We start from the raw sequence: 21937 nt of genomic DNA on the forward strand, positions 1-21937 counted from the left end.
GAAATTCGCATTTGACCGTAAAAGCGACTTATATTATACTTGTTGTACATAGTTATAAGACTATGTAAAGATAATATAAAGCTTTCTTGAGATTTGGAGGGAGGGAAATACAGATGTCTAAAACAGTAGTCCGTAAAAACGAATCAATCGATGACGCTTTACGTCGTTTCAAACGTTCTGTTTCTAAGAGCGGTACGATTCAAGAAGTACGTAAACGTGAATTCTACGAAAAACCAAGTGTTAAGCGTAAGAAAAAATCAGAAGCTGCACGTAAGCGTAAATTTAAATAATTAATGAATCTGTTGATCTCCCTCAACACATAAATTCATTATGAATAACAGTCTAAGACACATGTCTTAGGCTGTTATTTTTATATCTGAAAAGCCAAGTTATAGGGGTATGGCTTTTCAAAAGGAGGCAACCTTGAACGCGCATAAATGCAAGAAGTATGCATAAAAATGCGTTTCAATCATAATGATTCTTTAAATTTTAGAGGGTGATATAAAAAGGTTGATAATATATTCAATTCTAAATAAAACACCTATTTATACGCTTGTATTTAATGTATACTTAAATTAGGGAGTGAGGTGAAAGGTTATCCCATGATGAATTTACATATACTAACTTTTCTTCAAAATACACAAGATAATAGTTGGATGAATATGTTAAGTAAAATGATTACCTCACCTTTAATTTCATTAGTTTTAACGTGTGTGATCTTTTTAGGGTTTTTGTACCAATTATATTCTAAACGAATTAATATCATTGGTATTATCGCTACATTAGCTTTACTGGTCTTCTTTTTAGGGTTCTTAATCGAAGGCAGTATGAGCTTTCTAACATTCATACTATTTATAGTCGGGGTTATCTTTTTAATTCTTGAACTATTCGTAGTAGGTGCTGTGCTCGGTATTACCGGATTAGTGCTGATTATATTTAGTATTGTTTCGTTGGGAGATAATTTATTACAAATGCTAGTTAATGTTGTCATTGCATTAATTTTAGCAATTATTGAGTGGGTGATTTTAGTGAAATTTTTCAAACGTAAGATTCCATTTTTTGAGAATGTGGTACTTAAAGATTCGACGAGTCGTGAGTCAGGATATACATCTCACGATGATTTATCGCATTTAGTTGGAGAAGTAGCTAACACCGTTACAGACCTAAGACCATCTGGGGTCATTGTCTTAAATGATGATCGAATAGATGCGGTTTCTGATGGTCCCTTTATTTTAAAAGACAAGCCCGTCAAGATTATTGAAGTTGAAGGTACCCGTGTTGTAGTAAGAGAAATTGAATAAGGAGTGTATAGGAAATGATGTTTAGCGGATTAATTCCTCTTATTGTCATTATTGTGCTCGTTATCGTAGCACTAATGATTTTACTATCGTTTGTTCCTGTAGGATTATGGATTTCAGCGATTGCAGCTGGCGTTAAAGTAGGTATCGGTACACTTGTAGGTATGCGCTTAAGACGTGTATCACCTCGACGTGTTATCGGGCCTTTAATCAAAGCGCATAAAGCTGGATTACACTTATCAACGAACCAACTTGAGTCTCACTACCTAGCAGGTGGTAACGTAGACCGTGTCGTTGATGCGAACATCGCAGCTCAACGTGCTGAAATTAATTTACCATTTGAACGTGCCGCTGCTATCGACTTAGCAGGTCGTGATGTACTTGAAGCGGTTCAAATGTCAGTTAACCCGAAAGTGATTGAAACACCATTTATCGCTGGTGTTGCGATGGATGGTATCGAGTTAAAAGCTAAAGCACGTATTACAGTTCGTGCAAACATTTCTCGATTAGTCGGTGGTGCTGGTGAAGAAACAATCATCGCCCGTGTAGGTGAAGGTATCGTTTCTACAATTGGTTCTAGTGAACACCATAAAGAAGTACTTGAGAATCCTGATAATATCTCTAAGACAGTATTAAGTAAAGGGCTTGATTCAGGTACTGCTTTCGAAATTTTATCTATTGATATCGCAGACGTTGATATCAGTAAGAACATTGGTGCCGATCTTCAAACTGAACAAGCAATGGCTGATAAAAACATTGCTCAAGCAAAAGCCGAAGAACGTCGTGCAATGGCTGTAGCTTCTGAACAAGAAATGAAAGCACGTGTGCAAGAAATGCGTGCGAAAGTTGTTGAAGCTGAGTCAGAAGTACCACTTGCTTTAGCTGAAGCATTACGTTCAGGGAATATCGGTGTGAAAGATTATTATAATCTTAAGAACATCGAAGCGGATACAGGCATGAGAGAAGCAATTAACAAGAGTACTAATCAAGGCGACCAAGATTCACCAGAAAACTAAATGAGGTGATATAAGTGAATATAGGTCTCATAATTTTTGTAGTCTCTATTATCATTTCGGTCGTTAGTGCGATTAATGATAAGAGTCATAAATCGCGACAAAATCAAAGACCTAAACAACAAACACCTAATAAACCTAAAAACGTTTTTGAACGGTTTGAAGACACGATGAAAGAGGTTGAACGTGAACTAGATGGTGGCTTTTCAGATGTATTTGATGAGGAAGATGATAAACCTTCTAAAAGAGTACATGAAACACCTCAAGAAGAACAAACACCACCTTCACGTGAAAGACAAACGACTCGAACTGAAAAACCTAAAGAAATGTCTAATTCTGAACAGAAAAAGCGTGCCGCTGAAGCTGAAGTGAGACGTGAACTTGAAGAAGATGTACGTCGTCACATGGATAGTGTTAGTTATGAAATTGACAAGGTTAAGGACGAACGCTTAGCTGAAATTAGATACAAAACTGAACTTATCTTAGACGACAAATACTTATCGCCTAGAGCAAAACGTGCTCGCATTCAAGAATTAATGGCACAGTTTAAACCTAAAGATCAATTGAAGTCAGGTCATCAGTTTTCAGATAATGAAGTGGTTAATGGGTTAATTTGGTCAGAAATTTTAAATAAACCTAAACAATTATAAATGTTTAAATTGGCTTTTCAAAAAGTATGATGATAAAGCTCCGAGTGATCTTAAGTACGAGATTATTCGGGGCTTTTTATTTGGGGAAAGCGAGAATAAAATGGCGAAATCGTAGTTTCAATTTTAAGGTGATGTGTCATGAATCGTGATATAATTGAGATGGATATAAGTTAATTAAATTGCATGGCTAACATGCTTTTGATACATTTAAATTGAACTAAATTACAATTGAAAAGGAGCTCATGTATGCCTGAGTTAATTCATATCGATGACATCAATCAAGCACAAGCATTAATTGGGAGTAATGATGAACACTTAAAGTTTGTCGATGATGCGTTTGATGTCAATATTCATGCCAGAGGTCAAGAAATTGCTGTAAGAGGTCAAAAGGTTGAGGAAGTTGAACTTGCTGAATCTGTTATCAAGAATCTGTTAAAGGTGATTGAACAAGGTGCCTCAATTAACATTAAAGATGTTCAAGCAGCAGTTAAAATGGCTAAAAACGGCAACATCAATCATTTAATTGATTTATATGAAGAAGAAATTACCAAAGATGCTTATGGTAAAACAATACGTGCCAAAACAATGGGGCAACGTATGTATGTACACGCTATGAAACAAAATGATTTGGTGTTTGGAATAGGTCCTGCTGGTACAGGTAAAACGTTCTTAGCGGTCGTCTTTGCAGCTAAGGCGTTAAGAAAAGGTGAAGTTAAGCGAATTGTGCTTACGCGACCAGCAGTTGAAGCGGGCGAATCTTTAGGGTTCTTACCTGGTGACTTAAAAGAGAAGGTCGACCCGTATTTACGTCCGTTATATGATGGTTTAAACACAGTGCTCGGTGCTGAACAAACTGCCCGCTTTATTGAACGCGGTATTATTGAAATTGCACCACTTGCATACATGCGCGGTCGAACTTTAGACGATGCATTTGTAATTCTCGATGAAGCTCAAAATACAACGCATGCACAAATGAAGATGTTCTTAACACGTTTAGGATTCGGTTCTAAAATGGTTGTTACAGGCGATAAAACCCAAATTGACTTACCTAAAGGTGTTAAAAGTGGTTTAGTTGAAGCTGAACAACGTTTAAAAGGTGTTAAGGGCCTTTCGATACTTCAGTTAGAACAAACTGATGTTGTGCGTCACCCATTAGTCGGTAGAATTATCGATCGTTATGAGGAGGAATAAAGCATGTTTACGATAGATTTTAGTGATCACACGAATGAAGTTGAGGCTTCATGGTTTGAACAAATTGAAGACCTGCTTACGTTTGCTAAATCTAAAGAAGGTATTGAAGAGGAAGCTGAATTATCCGTAACTTTCGTAGATAAAGAAGAAATTCAAAGTATTAACCGAGATTATCGTGACAAAGACAAAGTGACGGATGTGATTTCTTTTGCATTAGAAGAGGATGAGCCTGAGATTGAAGGATTAGACATGCCGCGCGTTCTTGGTGACATCATTATTTGTACTGACGTTGCGAAAGAACAGGCTGAAAGCTATAACCATTCATTCGAACGTGAACTTGGGTTCCTAGCTCTACACGGTTTCTTACATCTTTTAGGTTATGACCACATGAATGAAGCGGATGAGAAGAAAATGTTTGGTCGTCAGACAGAGATTCTCAATGAATATGGTTTAACAAGGGATTAATATGAAGCGTTTCAAATATGCATTTGAAGGATGTATTCAACTCTTTAAAAAAGATCATAATTTCTTGTTGCACATCGTGTTAATGATAATTGCAATCATATTTGGAATCATTTGCGGAATTTCTCCTATAGAGTGGATGATACTCACGCTCGTAATCGGATTAGTGCTTGCCTTTGAAGTGATAAATACAGCGCTTGAATACGTTGTTGATTTAGTGACACTTGAGTATCACGATTATGCTAAATATGCTAAAGATATCGCTGCGTTCAGTGTTGTAATCATGGCTATTGTGGCAGTCATTATTGGAATAATCATATTCATACCGAAACTTATTTAACAACAAGGAGGAACAAGCATGGCTTATAATGAAACGTATTTTAAAGAAGTGCGTGAAGCGCAAAGTAAAGCTTATGCACCGTATAGTAACTTTAAAGTAGGTGCTTATTTAATTACGAAAGATGGTAAAAGTTACCATGGCGCTAACGTTGAGAATGCTGCATATCCAGACAGTATTTGTGCAGAACGTTCAAGTTTAGTTGCTGCTATTAGTGATGGTTACCGCCCAAGCGACTTTGAAAGTATCACAGTTACAGTTGATGCAAATGAGCCATCTTCACCATGTGGTTCTTGTAGACAAGTGTTAAAAGAACTCTGTGATGACGATATGCCTGTCTATATGACGAACCACAAAGGTGATATGAAAATGTTAACAGTCAATGAATTATTACCACTTGGCTTTTCAGGAAAGGATTTAGATTAAATGGAACATAAATCAGGGTTTGTATCGATTATTGGACGCCCGAATGTAGGTAAGTCGACGTTCATGAATCGTGTGATTGGACATAAAATTGCAATCATGTCTGATAAAGCGCAAACAACTCGAAATAAAATTCAAGGTGTTATGACGGAAGCGGATTCTCAAATTATCTTTCTTGATACACCGGGTATTCATAAACCGAAACATAAACTAGGTGACTATATGATGAAAGTCGCTAAAAATACGCTCGGTGAAATTGATGCGATTATGTTTATGGTCAATGTGGATGAAGAAATAGGCCGCGGCGATCAATATATCATGGACATGCTTAAAAATGTTAAGACGCCCGTATTCTTAGTATTAAATAAAATTGATCTTGTGCATCCTGATCAATTAATGCCACGTATTGAACAATATCAAGAGTACATGGATTTCACAGAAGTGATTCCGATTTCCGCTTTAGAAGGTCTTAATGTAGATCACTTTATTAGTGTGTTGAAATCTTACTTACCGGAAGGGCCGAAGTATTATCCAGACGATCAAATATCTGATCACCCTGAACAATTCGTTGTTAGTGAGCTCATTCGCGAGAAGATTTTAGAGCTAACTTCTGAGGAAATACCGCATGCGATTGGTGTAAACGTTGACCGTATGGTTAAAGAAAGCGAAGACCGCGTGCGTATTGAAGCAACGATTTTTGTTGAGCGTGACAGCCAAAAAGGTATCGTTATCGGAAAAGGCGGTAAGAAGTTAAAAGAAGTTGGTAAGCGCGCAAGACGTGATATCGAGATACTCCTTGGTTCTAAAGTTTATTTAGATGTTTGGGTAAAAGTTCAACGCGACTGGCGTAATAAAGTGAATTTCATTCGCCAAATGGGTTACGTTGAGGATGAATATTAAAAGGAAGAGGTGATGCCTTTTGTTACAAAAGCAAAAGGGCGTCATTATTAAATCAGTCGATTATGGTGAATCGGATAAGGTTATTACGATATTAAATGAGCACGGTAGTAAAGTGCCGTTGATGGTTCGTCGTGCGAAAAAGAGTAAAAAAGGACTACAAGCCAGTACACAATTATTTGTATATGGCTTGTTTATTTATTCTAAATGGCGCGGTATGGGGACGTTAACGTCTGTAGATGTGATTGACCGCCATTATCCATTGCAATTAGATATTTATAAAAGTAGTTACGTGAGTTTGTGTGCGGAAATTATAGATCGTGGCTTTGAAGATCAAATAAGCGAAGAAAGTTTTAAGCTACTACAGTTTGCTTTAACGCGAATTGAAGCGGACGTTTCACCTCAACTCGTAGCAAATATTGTATTCTTAAAGTGTATGTATCTCTTCGGCTTCCAGCTCGACTTTACAACTTGCGCCATTACGCATGATACCGACCAATCTCATCTAGCTGGTTATAGCTTTAAGTTTGATGGTCCCATTTCTGAAAAGGTCTTGCACCAAGATCCCCATGCGGTGCGCATAAAAAATCGAACGTTTTATCTAATGGATGTTTTACAACATTTACCGATCGATAAAATGAAATCTATTACGATAAATGAAGACATATTAACTGAGATGAATGATTTATTATTGATGCTATACCGTGAGTACGCGGGCGTCTTCTTTAAAGGTCAAAAGTTAATCAACCAGTTGAAACGCTTTGAACAATCAACTGAGTCAGACTAAAAAAGATCCGAGACAACTAATTGTGTCCCGGATCTTTTAATTATATTGAGAATAAATTAGAATTTAACTTTGTCAGCTAAGAAGTCGTTTAACTCATCGATAGGCATACGAACTTGTTCCATGCTATCGCGGTCACGAACTGTAACTTGGTTATCTTCTAATGAATCGAAGTCGAATGTGATACAGTATGGTGTACCAATTTCGTCTTGACGACGGTAACGCTTACCGATTGATTGTGATTCGTCAAAGTCGATTGTGAAGTTTTCACTAAGTTGCTCGTAAACTTTCATTGCATCGTCAGATAATTTCTTACTTAATGGTAAAACTGCTGCTTTGTATGGTGCTAAAGCAGGGTGGAAGTGTAATACTGTACGTGCATCTTTACTACCTTCAACACCTTCTTCGTCATAAGCATCACATAAGAATGCTAATGTAACACGGTCAGCACCAAGAGATGGTTCGATACAATATGGAATGTATTTCTCATTCGTTTCTTGGTCGTGATATTTAAAGTCATCACCTGAATGTTCACTATGGCGTTTTAAGTCGAAGTCTGTACGACTTGCGATACCCCATAATTCACCCCAACCGAATGGGAAGCGGTATTCGATATCAGTAGTAGCATTTGAGTAGTGAGATAACTCGTCTTCGTCATGATCACGTAATCTTACGTTATCATCAACAAGACCTAAGTTACGTAACCAGTTACTTGCAAAGTTTTTCCAATACTCTTGCCATTCAATTTCTTCACCTGGTTTACAGAAGAATTCTAATTCCATTTGTTCGAATTCACGCGTTCTGAAGATGAAGTTACCTGGCGTAATTTCGTTACGGAACGATTTACCGATTTGACCGATACCAAATGGTAACTTTTTACGCATTGAACGTTGAACGTTTTTGTAGTTTACGAAGATACCTTGAGCTGTTTCAGGACGTAAGAAAATTTCGTTAGTTGAACTTTCAGTTACACCTTGGAAAGTTTTGAACATTAAGTTGAATTGACGAATGTCAGTCCAGTTAGCTGTACCACTTACAGGACATACGATACCTTCGTCATCAATGATTTTCTTCATTTCATCGAAGCTTAAACCGTCAGCTACGAAGTTTTCGTCGCCTTTTTCATTTTGCATGTATTCTTCAATGATTTTGTCGGCACGGTAACGAATTTTACTATCTTTATTATCGATCATTGGGTCGTTAAAGTTACCTAAGTGACCTGAAGCTTCCCACACTTTAGGGTTCATAAGAATAGCTGCATCTAAACCAACGTTATATGGTGATTGAGAAATGAATTTTTTCCACCATGCTTTTTTAACGTTATTTTTAAGTTCAACACCTAATGGACCATAATCCCAAGTGTTTGCTAAACCACCGTAAATGTCACTGCCAGGGAATACAAAACCTCTATGCTTGGCTAATTGTACAATTGTTTCCATATCTTTTGTCATATTCCATAACACTCCTTTTTAATATAAAAAACGCCCCAAGACAAAGATTAACTCTAAGTCTTGGGACGAATTATGTATGATAATCCGCGGTTCCACCCAAATTAGTGTAGCCACTCGCTTTACATGAAATTGTATCTTACGCCAAATTAATTGCTAAGCTCACACCATCCTTAGCTCGCTTCAATCTTTATTTTAAGTTAAAGGCATATTTAAGGCAAGTAAAATGATGCTTTTCACCAAGTTTGTCGTTTCAATTGTTAAAGGGTATAATAGGAATTATTAATTAAATTGTTTGCCCATGATTAAATTGAGGTTGTATTTCAAAGGGGTGATTCCAATAGAACTCAATTCAAGGCAAGAGAAAATCATTGAAATTGTAAAAAGGGATGGACCCATTACAGGTGAGAAAATTGCAGATAAGCTTGATTTAACGCGTGCTACCTTAAGACCGGATTTAGCAATTTTAACAATGGCAGGCTATTTAGAAGCAAGACCACGTGTAGGTTACTTCTATTCAGGAAAATCAAGTTCTCAATTATTAACTGAGAAGTTTAAACATTATCTCGTTAAAGATTATAAATCAACACCTGTTATTTTAAAGAGTAATGTAACCGTTTATGAAGCCATATGCACCATTTTCTTAGAGGATGTCGGTACGCTATTCATCGTTAACAGTGACAACGATCTAATTGGTGTATGTTCACGTAAAGATTTATTGCGCGCTTCGATGGCAGGTCAAGATATCCATAACATACCTGTTAATGTCATTATGACAAGAATGCCGAATATAGTGCTTTTAAAGGATGACGACTTAGTGCTTTATGCTGCGAATCAAATGATTGAGCGAGAAATTGATTCGATTCCTATCGTTTCTGAAAAGCCAAACGGTAAGTATGAAGTGACGGGGCGTATATCGAAGACGACGATTACAAAGCTATTTGTGTCATTATTTAAGTAACAGGAGGAGTTAATCATGGAAAGAGTAAAGATTATCATTGCCTCGGATTCTGTAGGAGAAACTGCTGAATTAGTAGCAAAAGCATGTATTTCACAATACAATACACGTAATAAAATTACGGAAATCGTGCGTTATCCATATATTGAAACGAGAGAAAACATTGAAGAAGTGATTCAAGTAGCGAAAGATGAAGGGTGTATCATCGTTTATACGCTCGTTAAACCTGAAATTCGTGAATATATGGAAGGCTTAATTCAAGAGGAAGAAATTGAGTCAGTTGATATTATGGGACCACTGATGCGTATCTTATCCGAGAAGTTTGAAGAGTTACCATACAATGAACCTGGTATCGTGCATAAACTTGATGAAGCTTACTTTAAGAAAATAGAGGCAATCGAATTTGCGGTTAAATACGATGATGGTAAGGACCCTAAAGGTTTACCAAAAGCGGATATCGTATTAATTGGAGTTTCACGCACGTCTAAAACGCCGTTATCTCAATATCTTGCACATAAGCGATACAAAGTCATGAACGTACCAATTGTACCTGAAGTTTCACCACCAGAAGCTTTATACGAAATTGATCCGAAGAAATGCATCGCCTTAAAAATCAGCGAAGCAAGTTTAAATACGATTCGCAAAGAGCGTTTAAAGCAGCTAGGTTTAGATGATTCTGCACGTTACGCGACAGATACACGTATTAAAGAAGAGCTCGAGTATTTCGAAACAATCGTAGAACGCATTGGATGCCCGGTACTTGATGTATCGAACAAAGCGATTGAAGAAACAGCTAACGATATTATGTATATTATTGAACAAAATAATTCCAATATGCGCTTTTAATTGTTATAATGTTTAAATATCTAATATAATGTCTTTCGTATTTAATGACGAATTAGCTAGAATAATCAGGTGATAGGGTTGCGAATTGAACAATCTGTTATAGATGAAATCAAACATAAGACAGATATCATTGATCTTGTAGGTGAATACGTTAAGTTAGAGAAAAGAGGACGCAATTATATAGGTTTGTGTCCTTTTCATGATGAAAAGACACCTTCGTTTACAGTATCAGAGGATAAACAAATATGTCATTGCTTCGGTTGTAAAAAAGGGGGCAATGCCTTTCAATTTTTACAAGAAATCGAAGGTCTTTCCTTTGTCGATGCAGTTGCACAACTTGGTGAGCGTGTAAATGTTAAAGTTGAAACGAACCAGAGCAGTAAAGAAGAAACGTATGCATCTGATGACTTAAGTATGATTGAGATGCATGAGCTGATTGAGTCTTACTATCATTATGCACTGCTTAAAACCGTAGAAGGTGAAAAAGCATTAGCCTACCTTAAAGAGAGAGGATTCACGTTAGAACTTATCCAGAAGCTTAAAATAGGTTATGCGCCAAATGTGTCGCATTTCTGTCATGACTTTCTAAAAAAGAGAGGCTATGATATTAATCTTGCTTATGAAGCAGGTTTATTATCACGTAATGAAGAAAACTTCTCCTATTATGACCGATTTCGTGATCGTGTCATGTTCCCTTTAAAAAATTATCAAGGGCGTACGGTTGGCTTTTCAGGAAGAGGATATGAAGAAAGTCAGCAACCTAAGTATTTGAATAGTCCAGAGTCTCCTATCTTCCAAAAAAGAAAGTTGCTTTATAATTTACATCAAGCTCGTAGGTCTATCCGTAAGCTAGATGAGATGATGGTTCTTGAAGGTTTTATGGATGTGATTAAAGCGAATGAAGCGGGCGTTACGAATGTTGTCGCAAGTATGGGTACCGAATTGTCGAGTGATCATTTCCAAGTGATTCGTAAGCTTACTTCTAACGTGACGCTCATGTACGATGGTGACAAAGCAGGTATTAATGCGACGCTTAAAACGGGCGAAGCGCTATTAAAAGAGCATCTCAATGTATTTGTGATTACCTTACCAAATGGCATGGATCCAGACGACTACATTTCGAAGTATGGTGAAGAGACGTTCCATCAATATGTAACATCAAATAAAGTTGCGTTTGTATCATATAAGATGCGACAATATAAGGATGAAATTGAAAATAATGACTTAGCCTATGAGCGTTATTTAAAAGAAATCACCCATGATGTAGGATTCATGAAATCTGATTTATTACGCAAAAAAGTATTGCAAGAAGTAGCTGAATTGTTTAAAGTAAGCTTTGATAGTCTAAATAATGAAGTAGTGACTCATAATCATGAACCTAAATCTTATTCAAATCACAATCAAGCTTCAAACCCTAAATTATCACGAAAAGATAAGGCAGAAAGAGCGTTATTAAAGCATTTTATGAATGATAAGGATATATTCTTAGATCATCATAAATCAATTGAATCTGATGATTTTAATCAATTACAATTTAAACGCATTTTTAATTTATTGCATCAATACTATGGTGAATATGATGAATTTATCTTAAGTGATGCGTTTCAATATATTGAATACAATGAAGATAAGGATACATTGATTTATTTAGATGGATTAGATATGAATTATGAGCCATCTATTGAAGAAATGCATGACTACATTCATACAATGACTGAGGGGAAAGATACGCTTTCTGTAACAGATATCGCGATGAAAATACGTGAAGCAGAGAGAACAGGTGATTTTGAATTGCAAAAATATTATTTAGAACAATTGATATCACTTAAACGACAAAATATAAACCATTAATAATAGATTATTTTCAGGAGGCCTTTTTATGTCTGATAACCAGGTAAAAGTAATTAAAAAAGAGACAATAGACCCGACGTTAACATTAGAAGATGTTAAAAAACAACTCATCGAAAAAGGTAAAAAAGAAGGTCATCTTAGTCACGAAGAAATTGCGGATAAATTACAGAATTTCGATATGGATTCTGACCAAATGGATGAATTTTTCGATCTACTCAATGATAATGATATTACATTAGTTAATGAAAAAGATAGCTCTGATACAGATGACAAACTGAATCCTAATGACCTTAGTGCACCTCCAGGCGTAAAAATTAATGACCCAGTACGCATGTACTTAAAAGAAATTGGTCGTGTGGACTTATTAAGTGCCAAAGAAGAAATCGAACTTGCGAAACGTATTGAGCAAGGTGACGAAATTGCGAAATCACGCCTCGCAGAAGCAAACTTACGACTTGTTGTAAGTATTGCGAAACGTTATGTTGGCCGTGGTATGTTATTCCTTGATTTAATTCAAGAAGGTAACATGGGCTTAATTAAAGCCGTTGAAAAGTTCGACTTTAGTAAAGGGTTCAAGTTCTCAACTTATGCAACTTGGTGGATTCGTCAGGCAATTACTCGTGCCATCGCTGACCAAGCGCGTACAATTCGTATTCCAGTGCATATGGTTGAAACAATCAACAAATTAATTCGTGTTCAACGTCAACTCTTACAAGATTTAGGCCGTGATCCTGCACCTGAAGAAATCGGTGAAGAGATGGATTTACCTCCAGAAAAAGTACGTGAAATCCTTAAGATTGCTCAAGAACCAGTATCACTTGAAACGCCAATTGGTGAAGAGGACGACAGTCATTTAGGTGACTTTATCGAAGACCAAGAAGCACAAAGTCCATCTGACCATGCAGCTTATGAACTTCTAAAAGAGCAACTTGAAGATGTTTTAGATACGCTAACTGACCGTGAAGAAAATGTCTTACGTCTTCGTTTCGGTCTAGATGATGGTCGTACACGTACGCTTGAAGAAGTTGGTAAAGTATTTGGTGTTACGAGAGAACGTATTCGTCAAATTGAAGCAAAAGCACTTCGTAAACTTCGCCATCCAAGCCGTAGTAAACGTCTTAAAGACTTTATGGACTAATAAGGATAGAAGCTGGCTGTCTTTTAATAAGACAAGCCAGTTTTTTTGTAGGTTTGATTAGTTTATATCTAAAGTTCTTTCCTTAACAGCATGCTTTCCTGGGGCGTGGCCTGAGCCTGTAGTCTCAGGACGCACGCTATTCCCCTAGGAGTCAGCTGTTAAGGGAATTAGGTTTCATAAACTACTTTTGAGGTGTTGAAATACTTATTACTTATTAAGATAATTTAAGGAAACGCGTTCAGGCACCCTAGACGATTGAATAACGATAGGGCTTTTCAATGAAGAGGGAAAATAAGTTATGATAAAATGACTTTAAACGTAAATATATTTAAAAGGTGACATTATGATTAATATCAATCAAAGATTAAAACGCGTGAGTACTTATGTGACGGGCGATACGCTTGCTGACATTGGTTCTGATCACGCTTATTTACCGATTTATTTGATTCAAAACCAACACATCAAACGCGCGATTGCAGGTGAGGTTATTCACGGTCCTCTAAAAGCAGTGGAAGACAATATCGCATCATATGGTTTAACATCATCGATTTCTGCGCGCTTAGGGAATGGATTAGCGGTCATTGACCCATCAGATGACGTTGATTGTATTACGATTTGCGGCATGGGCGGGCCACTCATTGCCGATATCTTAAACAATGGGGCGTCAAAACTCGTGAACCATCCTCGCTTAGTTTTACAATCTAACATTCAATCTGAGCCAATAAGACGCACGTTAAATGAGCTCAATTATAAAATTGTTGCGGAAGCGCTTGTTGAAGAGAAAGGGCATATCTATGAGATTATTGTAGCGGATCAAGGTGAGATGACGTTGAGCGACGAAGCTTATAAGTTCGGCCCTGAGTTATTACAAGAGAAAGATGCATTGTTTTATAAGAAGTGGGAACGAGAATTACAAGCACTTAAACGTATCCAAGCCCAACTTAATGAAGCATCACATCAAGAACGTCTGGCTGAAATCACCGCGCAAATTAAACAATTAGAAGAGGTGTTACGATGATTGTTAAAGAATTACTTTCTAAAATTGAAACGCACGTTCCGTTTTATACAGCGGAATCATGGGATAATGTTGGTTTATTAATAGGTGACGCGTCTCAAGAGGTTAATCGCATTATGACGTGCTTAGATTGTACGCTCGAAGTTGTTGACGAGGCGATTGAAGCTAAAGTAGATACGATTGTTGCGCACCATCCACTTATCTTTAAAGGGGTTAAGTCTATTACAGAAGATGGTTACGGCACAATTATTCGTAAGTTAATTAAGCACGACATAAACTTAATCGCCTTGCATACGAATTTAGATGTTTATGAGAAAGGCGTCAACCATATGCTTGCGTCTAAATTAGGTTTAAGCGATGTTAAAATTTTAAATCCACAGTATGAAGATTATTATAAAGTGCAAGTATTTATTCCGAAAGAGAATGCCGATGACTTTAAGGAAGCATTAAGCAAAGAAGGTATTGCGAAAGATGGCGACTATGAATATTGCTTCTTCCAAGTTGAAGGTAATGGCCAGTTTAGACCTGTAGAAGGTGCAGATCCTTATTTAGGCGAAATTGGTAAGGTCGAGAACGTTAACGAACTGCGCATGGAGTTCATGATTCAAGAACACGAGCGTATGAAGACAGAACAATTAATTTATAAACATCATCCGTATGAGACACCAGTATTTGATTTCATTCGATTAGATAAGGAAATGACGCGTGGTCTCGGAGTGATTGGTGAACTTCAAGAAGCGAAGGCAGTTCCAGGATTCGTTCAAGACGTTAAGTCTCAACTTGATATGCCGAGCGTTCGTTTCATTGGCGATAAGCGTGCGTCGATTAAGAAAGTTGCGATTATCGGTGGTAGTGGCATCGGTTTCGAATATAAAGCAAAAGCCCTAGGCGCGGACATCTTTATTACAGGTGATATCAAACACCATGAAGCACTAGACGCTAAAATCAATGGTATGAACTTATTAGACATTAATCACTACAGTGAATACGTCATGAAAGATGGACTTAAAGCATTATTAGAAGATTGGTTAGGTAAAGAAAGTTCTGTTTCAATCGTAGCTTCTACTTTAAATACAGATCCTTATGATTATATGTAATGACATAGGTAGGAATTCAAGCTAAGGTGGCTTGAATTCTTTTTTTTGGTTGGAGGCGGTTAGGAAAAGTACGAAATGGTTGTGTTGATTCAGTGGGGGTGACGGTAAGGAGGGTATTACAGAGGGCTTGAGACTTGATTAAGCTTCGCTCATCAAGTTTCAAAGGGCTTGAGACTTGATTAAGTTTTGCTCATCAAGTTTCAAAGGGCTTGAGACTTGATTAGGATTCGCTCATCAAGTTTCAATCGGCTTGAGACTTGATTAAGTTTCGCTCATCAAGTTTCAATCGGCTTGAAAAGCGATTACAGTTCTTTCATCAAGTCTCATCCCGTCCTAGTACACCGCGATATTCGCCAAATTCCTCATGAAATCGATCTTTCTCCACAAAAAAGAAGAATCTGGACGCTTAAGTTCCAGATTCTCCTCTATATAAACAAGTAGATTATTCCATAATCTTAACTGGTTGTGCTTTTTTAATTTTAGGTAAGATTTTTTCAACAGGCACATTTGAACGTAGTTCTTCAGTTGATGGTTCTAACGGATTATAGTCTTTAAGATATTTAATAACTTCTTTAACAATCGGTGTAGGCGTAGAAGCACCAGCTGTGACAGCTACAGTTTCAACACCTTCAAGCCATGCTGTATCAAGTTGTGAGATATCTGAAATGCGATGTGCATTTGTATGCGCGATATCTTTTGAAACTTGAGCTAGGCGGTTTGAGTTATTACTCTTAGGATCGCCAACTACGATTAATAAATCTGCTTCTTCAGCTTGCGTCGCAACAGCTTCTTGACGAACTTGCGTTGCTTGGCAGATTTCTTCATGTTGTTCAATATGTGGGTACTTGTCTTCTAAATCTTCCATAAGATGTTGAACATCCCATTGTGACATCGTTGTTTGGTTCGTCACGATAAGCGGATATTGTGCTAAATCATCTGACAGTGCTTCAACATCATCTTTCGTTTCAACTAAATGCACGATATCAGGTGCGACACCAACTGCACCTTCTGGCTCAGGATGTCCTTTTTTACCTATATAGATGACATGATAACCTTCATCTCGTTTTTGACGGATAAGGTTGTGTGTATTCTCAACGTCTGGACACGTAGCATCAATGCACGTAAGTCCTTTTTCTTTAGCACGACGTTTAACTTCTGGTGAGACACCATGTGCTGTGAAAATAACTGTACCTTCATCAATTTGATCCAAGATTTCTAAACGGTTAGGACCATCTAATGTAATAATGCCGTCTTCTTTAAATGCATCCGTTACATGTTTATTATGTACAATCATTCCTAAGATATAAATCGGGCGTGGAAGTGACTTATCTAAAGATGCGTTACGAGCAATCACCATAGCGTCTACCACACCGTAGCAGTAGCCTCTTGGCGTAATTTTTACGAGTTCCATGAATGTGCCTCCTTCTTTACTCTCATTATATCAACTTAGATACACGATTGAAATAGATTGAGTATCGGTCGAATGATGTAATTTAATTGCATGATTCACTCATTTATTACACAATAAAGATAACACGTGACGACAGTAACGTCATACGATGCGGTGAAACGAGAAAGGATTTAAGGTGAAATCTTATTTAAAATGTTCAAAAGTGAACACTTTTCCTTTATAATAGATAAGATGAAATTTTAAGGAGGCCACAAAATGGCAAACCATCCGTTTTCGCACTTTAATTTACAACCTGAATTAATTGATGCGGTTAAAGATTTAAACTTCGATAAACCAACTGACATACAAATGCGTATTATCCCTAAAATATTTAAAGGGGCAAATATAATCGGTCAATCACAAACTGGTACAGGTAAGTCACATGCATTCTTACTACCACTTGTGAACATGGCAGATCCTGATGTGAAAGAACCACAAATGATTGTGCTTGCGCCAACTCGTGAGCTTGCGACGCAGTTATTTGATGCATGCCGTCACTTAACGTCTTTTAAAGAAGGGGTTAAAGTGAGCTTATTTATTGGCGGCACTGACTTTGAAAAGGACAAGCAGAAAGCAAGAACGCAACCTCAAATTATTATCGGTACGCCTACGCGTATTAACGATTTAGCAAACGAAGGGGAACTTCACGTTCACTTAGCGACACACTTAGTTGTCGATGAGGCAGACCTAATGATTGATTTAGGTTTAATTGACGATGTCGACCACGTCGCTGCTCGTCTAAGCGATGATGCGAAACTCGCCGTATTCAGTGCTACGATTCCGAAATCACTCTATCCATTTCTTAATAAATACTTAGAGAACCCTGAATTTGTTGAGGTTGAGTCTCATCAGAAGAATAAGAAGAATATCACATTCTATTTAATTCCAACGAAGGGTGCCGAGAAGCTCGATAAAGCAAAAGCCCTTATCGACATCTTAAATCCTTATTTATGTATTATCTTCTGTAATAGCCGTGATAATGCTGATGTGCTTGCGAAACAATTAAATGAAACAGGCTTAAAAGTCGGTATGATTCATGGTGGGTTAACACCTCGTGAACGTAAGCAACAAATGAAACGTATTCGTAATTTAGAATTCCAATATGTTATTGCGAGTGACCTTGCATCACGTGGTATAGATATCGAAGGTGTTAGTCACGTTATTAACTATGATGTACCTAAAGATATTGATTTCTTTACACATCGTGTTGGTCGTACAGGACGCGGTAATTATAAAGGTATCGCAATTACACTTTACACGCCTGACGAAGAAGATAAAATTGCTTTAGTTGAAGATAAAGGTTATAAATTTGAAAACGTCGATATTAAGAACGGAGAATTAAAACCAATTAAAGCCCACAACACGCGTAAAGTACGTAAAAAGCAAGACGATCATCTAGAACAACAACTTAAAAACAAGCTTAAACGTAACAATAAGAAACGTGTTAAACCAGGCTATAAAAAGAAATTTAAGTTTGAACTTGAAGAATTAAAACGTAAAGAACGTCGTAAATATAGTAAGAGACGTAATAGACAGAATAGAAAAGGTTAGGAGAATGACTTTATGTTAATTGGCTCTCATGTATCTATGAATGGTAAGAAAATGCTACAAGGTTCGGCTGAAGAAGCGCACAAGTACGATGCTTCAACATTTATGATTTATACAGGTGCGCCGCAAAACACACGCCGTAAAAGCATCGAAGATTTAAATATTGAAGCGGGTAAGAAAGCGATGGAAGAGTATGGTCTTTCAAACCTTGTCGTTCATGCACCATATATCATCAACATTGCGAATACACAAAAGCCTCACGTCTTCGAACTTGGTGTAGATTTCTTACAAAAAGAAATTGAACGTACTGAAGCTTTAGGTGCTAAAGATATCGTATTACATCCTGGTTCTCACGTAGGTGCAGGTGTAGACGTTGGTATTAAACGTATTATTGAAGGTCTTAACGAAGTACTTACTAATGATAATGACGTTCGTATTGCGCTTGAGACGATGGCAGGAAAAGGCTCTGAGATTGGACGTTCATTCGAAGAGATTGCTCAAATTATGGAAGGCGTTAACCATAACGAACGATTATCAGTATGCTTCGACACATGTCATACACATGATGCTGGCTATAATGTTAAAGAAGATTTCGATGGCGTGTTAGAGGAATTTGATAAAATCATAGGTGTAGATCGCATTAAAGTGCTTCACGTTAACGACAGTAAGAATCCAATGGGCGCTCATAAAGATAGACACGAAAACATTGGCTTTGGACACATTGGATTTGATGCACTCAACTACATCGTGCATCACGATACATTCAAAGATATTCCTAAAATCTTAGAAACACCTTATGTTGGTGAGGATAAGAAGAATAAGAAACCACCATATAAATTTGAAATTGAATCATTCCGTAACCAAACATTCGATATGAACTTAAAAGAAAAAATTATGAATCAATAATTTATGATGCATCCGCTTTGTAAGTGGATGCTTTTTTAATGGCTCTATAATAAATTCGGTTGGTGACCTCATTCGAGGTCATTAGCCGAATTATTTTTTGTACTAAAAGAACGCATTTATCTCTATAATTGTAAGTGACCAAACTAACAAAAAGGAGATAATGCGCCTGTGAATAATTTTATAACAGAACTCTTAAGATTGAAAGAACCAAATTTAGTCATCGAGGAAAAGACTGATGAAAAAGAAATAAAAGGAAGAATCTATATAATGCTTTATGGGGTTCTCTCTTCCAAAGCTGATAAGTGTCAACACTGTGGTATCACTAATCATCAACGCACTATTATAAAGCATGGATTTCGAGTAATTAATGTTAAATTACCACGCCTAAGTGGGTTTCCATGTCTACTAGAATTAAAGAAGCAACGCTATTTGTGTCACAATTGTAATCGAACTTTTGTAGCTGAAACATCTATAGTAGATAAGTATTGTTGCTTATCTAACAACTTGAAAATGTTTATAGCTGACAAAGTTAGAGAAGTACGTTCCATTAAATCTGTTGCCGAATCTTGTTGTGTATCATCACCTACGGTGGTTCGAATCATTAAACAAACCGTTGATGAAATTAGACATAAAGTAGGTTCGCATTTGCCTGAGCACATTATGATGGATGAGTTCAAAAGCGTTAAAAATGTTGATGCTTCAATGAGTTTCATCTATTGTGACAGTACTTCTCATCAAATTATTGACATTGTCAGTGATAGAAGAAAGTTTAACCTCAAAAACTACTTCATGAAGTTTGATCTTTACGCAAGAAAGCGCGTTAAGACAGTATGTATAGATATGTATGAACCATACATGGATCTAATATCAGATGTTTTCCCTAATGCTTTAGTTATTATTGATAGATTTCATATCGTTCAGGCAATTAATCGTGAGATTAACCGTACCCGAGTTAAAGTCATGAATCAAGCTAGACGTAATAGGCGCCCACTTTACAATAAATATAAACGGTATTGGAAACTACTTTTAAAACCTAAGTTAAATCTTAACGCTATAAACTATAAATATCATCGATTATTCAAAACTTTAATTACTGAAAAAGACATCGTTTCGTACTTATTATCTAACGATAATACGCTCAATAACACTTACGAGATAGGACAAGAATTAATACTGGCATTGAAGCATAATGATATTGATTTATTTCGATCAGTACTGTATAAATCTCGTCAAAACCACATTTCAGAAGGTTTAATGAGAGTACTGCGATCATTTATGAAGTATTTACCCTTCATATGTAATACTTTAAATCACCCTATGATAACTAACGGTCCGATTGAAGGCATAAATAATAAAATAAAATTACTTAAAAGAAATGCTTATGGTTATAGAAATTACGCAAACTTTAGAGACAGAATATTACTCATGTCACGCTTATATAAACTTAGACAAAGAAAAACACCTATGCATGAAGTAGCATAGGTGTAGAATGATTGCTTGAAGACTCCCGTGGCTCTGTGAGTAAGGGAGATCCAAGCGAAGCTTTAGCTCCCAACGAGCGCCACAGGAAAGCGAAAAGCAAATCATTCGTCTACGGTTTTACCAACCGAATTTGACGTAGAGCCTTTTTAATAGGGTGAAGATACCTTTGAATATTTAAAATTTGTAAATTCTAATTAAATAATTATTTAGATTATTCGTAAGATATATACCTCTTTTTTCAATTAGTATATGATTTGTTGAGGGAGGTTATACAAATGAATATCACACTTATTTCGATGACATTACTTGCAGTTGGTTTATTGTTATTTATGGCGAGTCGTATTGAAAGTGCTTTTAAAGTGAGAAAAGGTTTAATTGTACTAACGGCTATCGCAACTTTAGTTGGCGTAACTACATACCAAGCACCAAGCGAATCGGTTCAAGCAGCTGAATCTTCAGATGATAACTTCAAAGACTTAACAAAATATGAGGCTACATATTCAGAAGCAGTTGACGGTGACACAGTGAGATTAAATTTAAACGGCAAGCAAGAAACGTTTAGATTCTTATTAGTGGATACACCTGAAACAAAACACCCTGATATTGGCGTTGAACCATACGGCCCAGAGGCTGCAGCATTCACGAAGAAGAAATTAGAGAACGCTGAGAAAATTGAAGTGGAATTTGACGTTGGTGAAAAACGTGACAAATATGGTCGCATGCTTGCTTATATTTATGTGGATGGCCAAATGTTAAACAATCTACTAGTGAAAAATGGTTTAGCAGAAATTAAATACGTTTACCCACCAAGCACGACATACTTACCTCAGCTTCAAAAAAGCCAAGAATACGCAAAACAGAATAAATTAAATCTATGGTCAAGCGATGAAACAGCGCCTGACACACCTGATGAAAATACTGATAACGATTTCAGTAATTGTTCTGAACTACGTAAAGTTTATCCAGAAGGTGTTTCAAAAGATCACCCAGCATACAAGTCATCTTTAGATGGTGACAAAGATGGTTACGCTTGTGAAGTAGGTTAATGGATTAAACCGGCACTTGATGTGTCGGTTTATTTTTGTGAAAAAACGCTAAAATACTATACATTATTTATAAAGTATCTATAATTATATTATACAG

General features: G+C 36.7%; 22 protein-coding genes. 20 read left to right on the forward strand and 2 right to left on the reverse strand.

The annotated features are described in order from the left end of the window. Nucleotides 1–113: 113 nt before the first annotated feature. The 10 genes from rpsU (at nucleotide 114) to recO (ending at nucleotide 7058) form a co-directional block, all read left to right on the forward strand. Complete coding sequence (gene rpsU, locus ACF3N8_RS07650; RefSeq protein WP_009382589.1) at nucleotides 114–290, forward strand: 30S ribosomal protein S21; 177 nt, start codon at nucleotides 114–116, stop codon at nucleotides 288–290. 312 nt (nucleotides 291–602) lie between these two features. After that, the gene (locus ACF3N8_RS07655) at nucleotides 603–1301 is read left to right on the forward strand and encodes a nodulation protein NfeD (RefSeq protein ID WP_009382588.1); all 699 of its coding nucleotides are present in this window, start codon (nucleotides 603–605) and stop codon (nucleotides 1299–1301) included. A gap of 14 nt (nucleotides 1302–1315) precedes the next feature. Continuing rightward, complete coding sequence (gene floA, locus ACF3N8_RS07660) at nucleotides 1316–2314, forward strand: flotillin-like protein FloA (RefSeq protein WP_009382587.1); 999 nt, start codon at nucleotides 1316–1318, stop codon at nucleotides 2312–2314. Between the two features lie 14 nt (nucleotides 2315–2328). Continuing rightward, entirely contained in the window at nucleotides 2329–2961 is a 633-nt protein-coding gene (locus ACF3N8_RS07665; protein ID WP_009382586.1) for a hypothetical protein, read from the forward strand. Nucleotides 2962–3207: 246 nt separating this feature from the next. Beyond that, nucleotides 3208–4152 (forward strand): PhoH family protein, encoded by a 945-nt coding sequence (locus tag ACF3N8_RS07670; RefSeq protein WP_009382585.1) that lies wholly within the window; start codon nucleotides 3208–3210, stop codon nucleotides 4150–4152. A gap of 3 nt (nucleotides 4153–4155) precedes the next feature. Continuing rightward, nucleotides 4156–4617, forward strand: coding sequence for an rRNA maturation RNase YbeY (ybeY, locus tag ACF3N8_RS07675; protein ID WP_009382584.1), 462 nt, complete (start codon nucleotides 4156–4158; stop codon nucleotides 4615–4617). A gap of 1 nt (nucleotide 4618) precedes the next feature. Continuing rightward, nucleotides 4619–4954, forward strand: coding sequence for a diacylglycerol kinase family protein (locus ACF3N8_RS07680; RefSeq protein WP_009382583.1), 336 nt, complete (start codon nucleotides 4619–4621; stop codon nucleotides 4952–4954). Nucleotides 4955–4972: 18 nt separating this feature from the next. After that, on the forward strand, nucleotides 4973–5377 hold the full coding sequence (cdd, locus tag ACF3N8_RS07685) for a cytidine deaminase (protein ID WP_009382582.1): 405 nt from the start codon (nucleotides 4973–4975) through the stop codon (nucleotides 5375–5377). Then, nucleotides 5378–6274, forward strand: coding sequence for a GTPase Era (gene era, locus ACF3N8_RS07690; RefSeq protein ID WP_009382581.1), 897 nt, complete (start codon nucleotides 5378–5380; stop codon nucleotides 6272–6274). It abuts the gene before it with no gap. A 19-nt stretch (nucleotides 6275–6293) separates the two neighbouring features. After that, entirely contained in the window at nucleotides 6294–7058 is a 765-nt protein-coding gene (recO, locus tag ACF3N8_RS07695) for a DNA repair protein RecO (RefSeq protein WP_009382580.1), read from the forward strand. A 56-nt stretch (nucleotides 7059–7114) separates the two neighbouring features. Here the strand turns inward: recO and ACF3N8_RS07700 are convergent, their stop codons facing one another. Further along, entirely contained in the window at nucleotides 7115–8506 is a 1392-nt protein-coding gene (locus ACF3N8_RS07700) for a glycine--tRNA ligase (RefSeq protein WP_009382579.1), read from the reverse strand. Between the two features lie 298 nt (nucleotides 8507–8804). On the opposite strand from ACF3N8_RS07700, the gene ACF3N8_RS07705 reads away from it, so the two are divergent. From ACF3N8_RS07705 to ACF3N8_RS07730, 6 genes are all read left to right on the forward strand, one after another. Continuing rightward, a complete protein-coding gene (locus tag ACF3N8_RS07705) occupies nucleotides 8805–9464 on the forward strand; it encodes a helix-turn-helix transcriptional regulator (protein ID WP_241864513.1) in 660 nt (219 codons plus the stop codon). A gap of 15 nt (nucleotides 9465–9479) precedes the next feature. Beyond that, nucleotides 9480–10307 (forward strand): pyruvate, water dikinase regulatory protein, encoded by an 828-nt coding sequence (locus ACF3N8_RS07710; RefSeq protein WP_238093394.1) that lies wholly within the window; start codon nucleotides 9480–9482, stop codon nucleotides 10305–10307. Nucleotides 10308–10385: 78 nt separating this feature from the next. Next, entirely contained in the window at nucleotides 10386–12158 is a 1773-nt protein-coding gene (gene dnaG, locus ACF3N8_RS07715; protein WP_238093396.1) for a DNA primase, read from the forward strand. Between the two features lie 28 nt (nucleotides 12159–12186). After that, the gene (gene rpoD / locus ACF3N8_RS07720; protein ID WP_009382573.1) at nucleotides 12187–13296 is read left to right on the forward strand and encodes an RNA polymerase sigma factor RpoD; all 1110 of its coding nucleotides are present in this window, start codon (nucleotides 12187–12189) and stop codon (nucleotides 13294–13296) included. Between the two features lie 343 nt (nucleotides 13297–13639). Then, entirely contained in the window at nucleotides 13640–14314 is a 675-nt protein-coding gene (locus tag ACF3N8_RS07725) for a tRNA (adenine(22)-N(1))-methyltransferase (RefSeq protein ID WP_392449804.1), read from the forward strand. Beyond that, nucleotides 14311–15408: a Nif3-like dinuclear metal center hexameric protein gene (locus ACF3N8_RS07730; RefSeq protein WP_238100793.1), complete on the forward strand. Its 1098-nt coding sequence runs from the start codon at nucleotides 14311–14313 to the stop codon at nucleotides 15406–15408. Before ACF3N8_RS07725 ends, ACF3N8_RS07730 begins: the two co-directional genes overlap by 4 nt. Before the next feature lie 442 nt (nucleotides 15409–15850). Here ACF3N8_RS07730 and ACF3N8_RS07735 read toward each other — a convergent pair whose 3' ends face one another. Next, nucleotides 15851–16819: a 4-hydroxy-3-methylbut-2-enyl diphosphate reductase gene (locus tag ACF3N8_RS07735; protein ID WP_009382567.1), complete on the reverse strand. Its 969-nt coding sequence runs from the start codon at nucleotides 16817–16819 to the stop codon at nucleotides 15851–15853. Between the two features lie 255 nt (nucleotides 16820–17074). Between ACF3N8_RS07735 and ACF3N8_RS07740 the strand changes: the two genes are divergently transcribed. From ACF3N8_RS07740 to ACF3N8_RS07755, 4 genes are all read left to right on the forward strand, one after another. Beyond that, nucleotides 17075–18409, forward strand: coding sequence for a DEAD/DEAH box helicase (locus ACF3N8_RS07740; RefSeq protein ID WP_017176493.1), 1335 nt, complete (start codon nucleotides 17075–17077; stop codon nucleotides 18407–18409). Nucleotides 18410–18421: 12 nt separating this feature from the next. After that, nucleotides 18422–19312, forward strand: a complete 891-nt coding sequence (locus ACF3N8_RS07745; protein ID WP_009382562.1) for a deoxyribonuclease IV — start codon at nucleotides 18422–18424, stop codon at nucleotides 19310–19312. Nucleotides 19313–19480: 168 nt separating this feature from the next. After that, nucleotides 19481–20794, forward strand: a complete 1314-nt coding sequence (locus tag ACF3N8_RS07750; RefSeq protein ID WP_009385730.1) for an ISL3 family transposase — start codon at nucleotides 19481–19483, stop codon at nucleotides 20792–20794. Between the two features lie 275 nt (nucleotides 20795–21069). After that, nucleotides 21070–21840, forward strand: coding sequence for a thermonuclease family protein (locus ACF3N8_RS07755; RefSeq protein WP_238093403.1), 771 nt, complete (start codon nucleotides 21070–21072; stop codon nucleotides 21838–21840). Nucleotides 21841–21937 lie beyond the last annotated feature (97 nt).

The sequence above is a fragment of the Staphylococcus massiliensis genome (assembly GCF_043186315.1).
Classification (GTDB): Bacteria; Bacillota; Bacilli; order Staphylococcales; family Staphylococcaceae; genus Staphylococcus; species Staphylococcus massiliensis.

What these genes read in the sequence shown, in the direction of transcription:
- rpsU (WP_009382589.1), top strand. Translation starts at nt 114, where the DNA reads ATGTCTAAAACAGTAGTCCGTAAAAACGAATCAATCGATGACGCTTTA.
- ACF3N8_RS07655 (WP_009382588.1), top strand. Translation starts at nt 603, where the DNA reads ATGATGAATTTACATATACTAACTTTTCTTCAAAATACACAAGATAAT.
- floA (WP_009382587.1), top strand. Translation starts at nt 1,316, where the DNA reads ATGATGTTTAGCGGATTAATTCCTCTTATTGTCATTATTGTGCTCGTT.
- ACF3N8_RS07670 (WP_009382585.1), top strand. Translation starts at nt 3,208, where the DNA reads ATGCCTGAGTTAATTCATATCGATGACATCAATCAAGCACAAGCATTA.
- ybeY (WP_009382584.1), top strand. Translation starts at nt 4,156, where the DNA reads ATGTTTACGATAGATTTTAGTGATCACACGAATGAAGTTGAGGCTTCA.
- ACF3N8_RS07680 (WP_009382583.1), top strand. Translation starts at nt 4,619, where the DNA reads ATGAAGCGTTTCAAATATGCATTTGAAGGATGTATTCAACTCTTTAAA.
- cdd (WP_009382582.1), top strand. Translation starts at nt 4,973, where the DNA reads ATGGCTTATAATGAAACGTATTTTAAAGAAGTGCGTGAAGCGCAAAGT.
- era (WP_009382581.1), top strand. Translation starts at nt 5,378, where the DNA reads ATGGAACATAAATCAGGGTTTGTATCGATTATTGGACGCCCGAATGTA.
- ACF3N8_RS07700 (WP_009382579.1), bottom strand. Translation starts at nt 8,506, where the DNA reads ATGACAAAAGATATGGAAACAATTGTACAATTAGCCAAGCATAGAGGT.
- ACF3N8_RS07705 (WP_241864513.1), top strand. Translation starts at nt 8,805, where the DNA reads ATGATTAAATTGAGGTTGTATTTCAAAGGGGTGATTCCAATAGAACTC.
- ACF3N8_RS07710 (WP_238093394.1), top strand. Translation starts at nt 9,480, where the DNA reads ATGGAAAGAGTAAAGATTATCATTGCCTCGGATTCTGTAGGAGAAACT.
- rpoD (WP_009382573.1), top strand. Translation starts at nt 12,187, where the DNA reads ATGTCTGATAACCAGGTAAAAGTAATTAAAAAAGAGACAATAGACCCG.
- ACF3N8_RS07725 (WP_392449804.1), top strand. Translation starts at nt 13,640, where the DNA reads ATGATTAATATCAATCAAAGATTAAAACGCGTGAGTACTTATGTGACG.
- ACF3N8_RS07730 (WP_238100793.1), top strand. Translation starts at nt 14,311, where the DNA reads ATGATTGTTAAAGAATTACTTTCTAAAATTGAAACGCACGTTCCGTTT.
- ACF3N8_RS07735 (WP_009382567.1), bottom strand. Translation starts at nt 16,819, where the DNA reads ATGGAACTCGTAAAAATTACGCCAAGAGGCTACTGCTACGGTGTGGTA.
- ACF3N8_RS07740 (WP_017176493.1), top strand. Translation starts at nt 17,075, where the DNA reads ATGGCAAACCATCCGTTTTCGCACTTTAATTTACAACCTGAATTAATT.
- ACF3N8_RS07745 (WP_009382562.1), top strand. Translation starts at nt 18,422, where the DNA reads ATGTTAATTGGCTCTCATGTATCTATGAATGGTAAGAAAATGCTACAA.
- ACF3N8_RS07755 (WP_238093403.1), top strand. Translation starts at nt 21,070, where the DNA reads ATGAATATCACACTTATTTCGATGACATTACTTGCAGTTGGTTTATTG.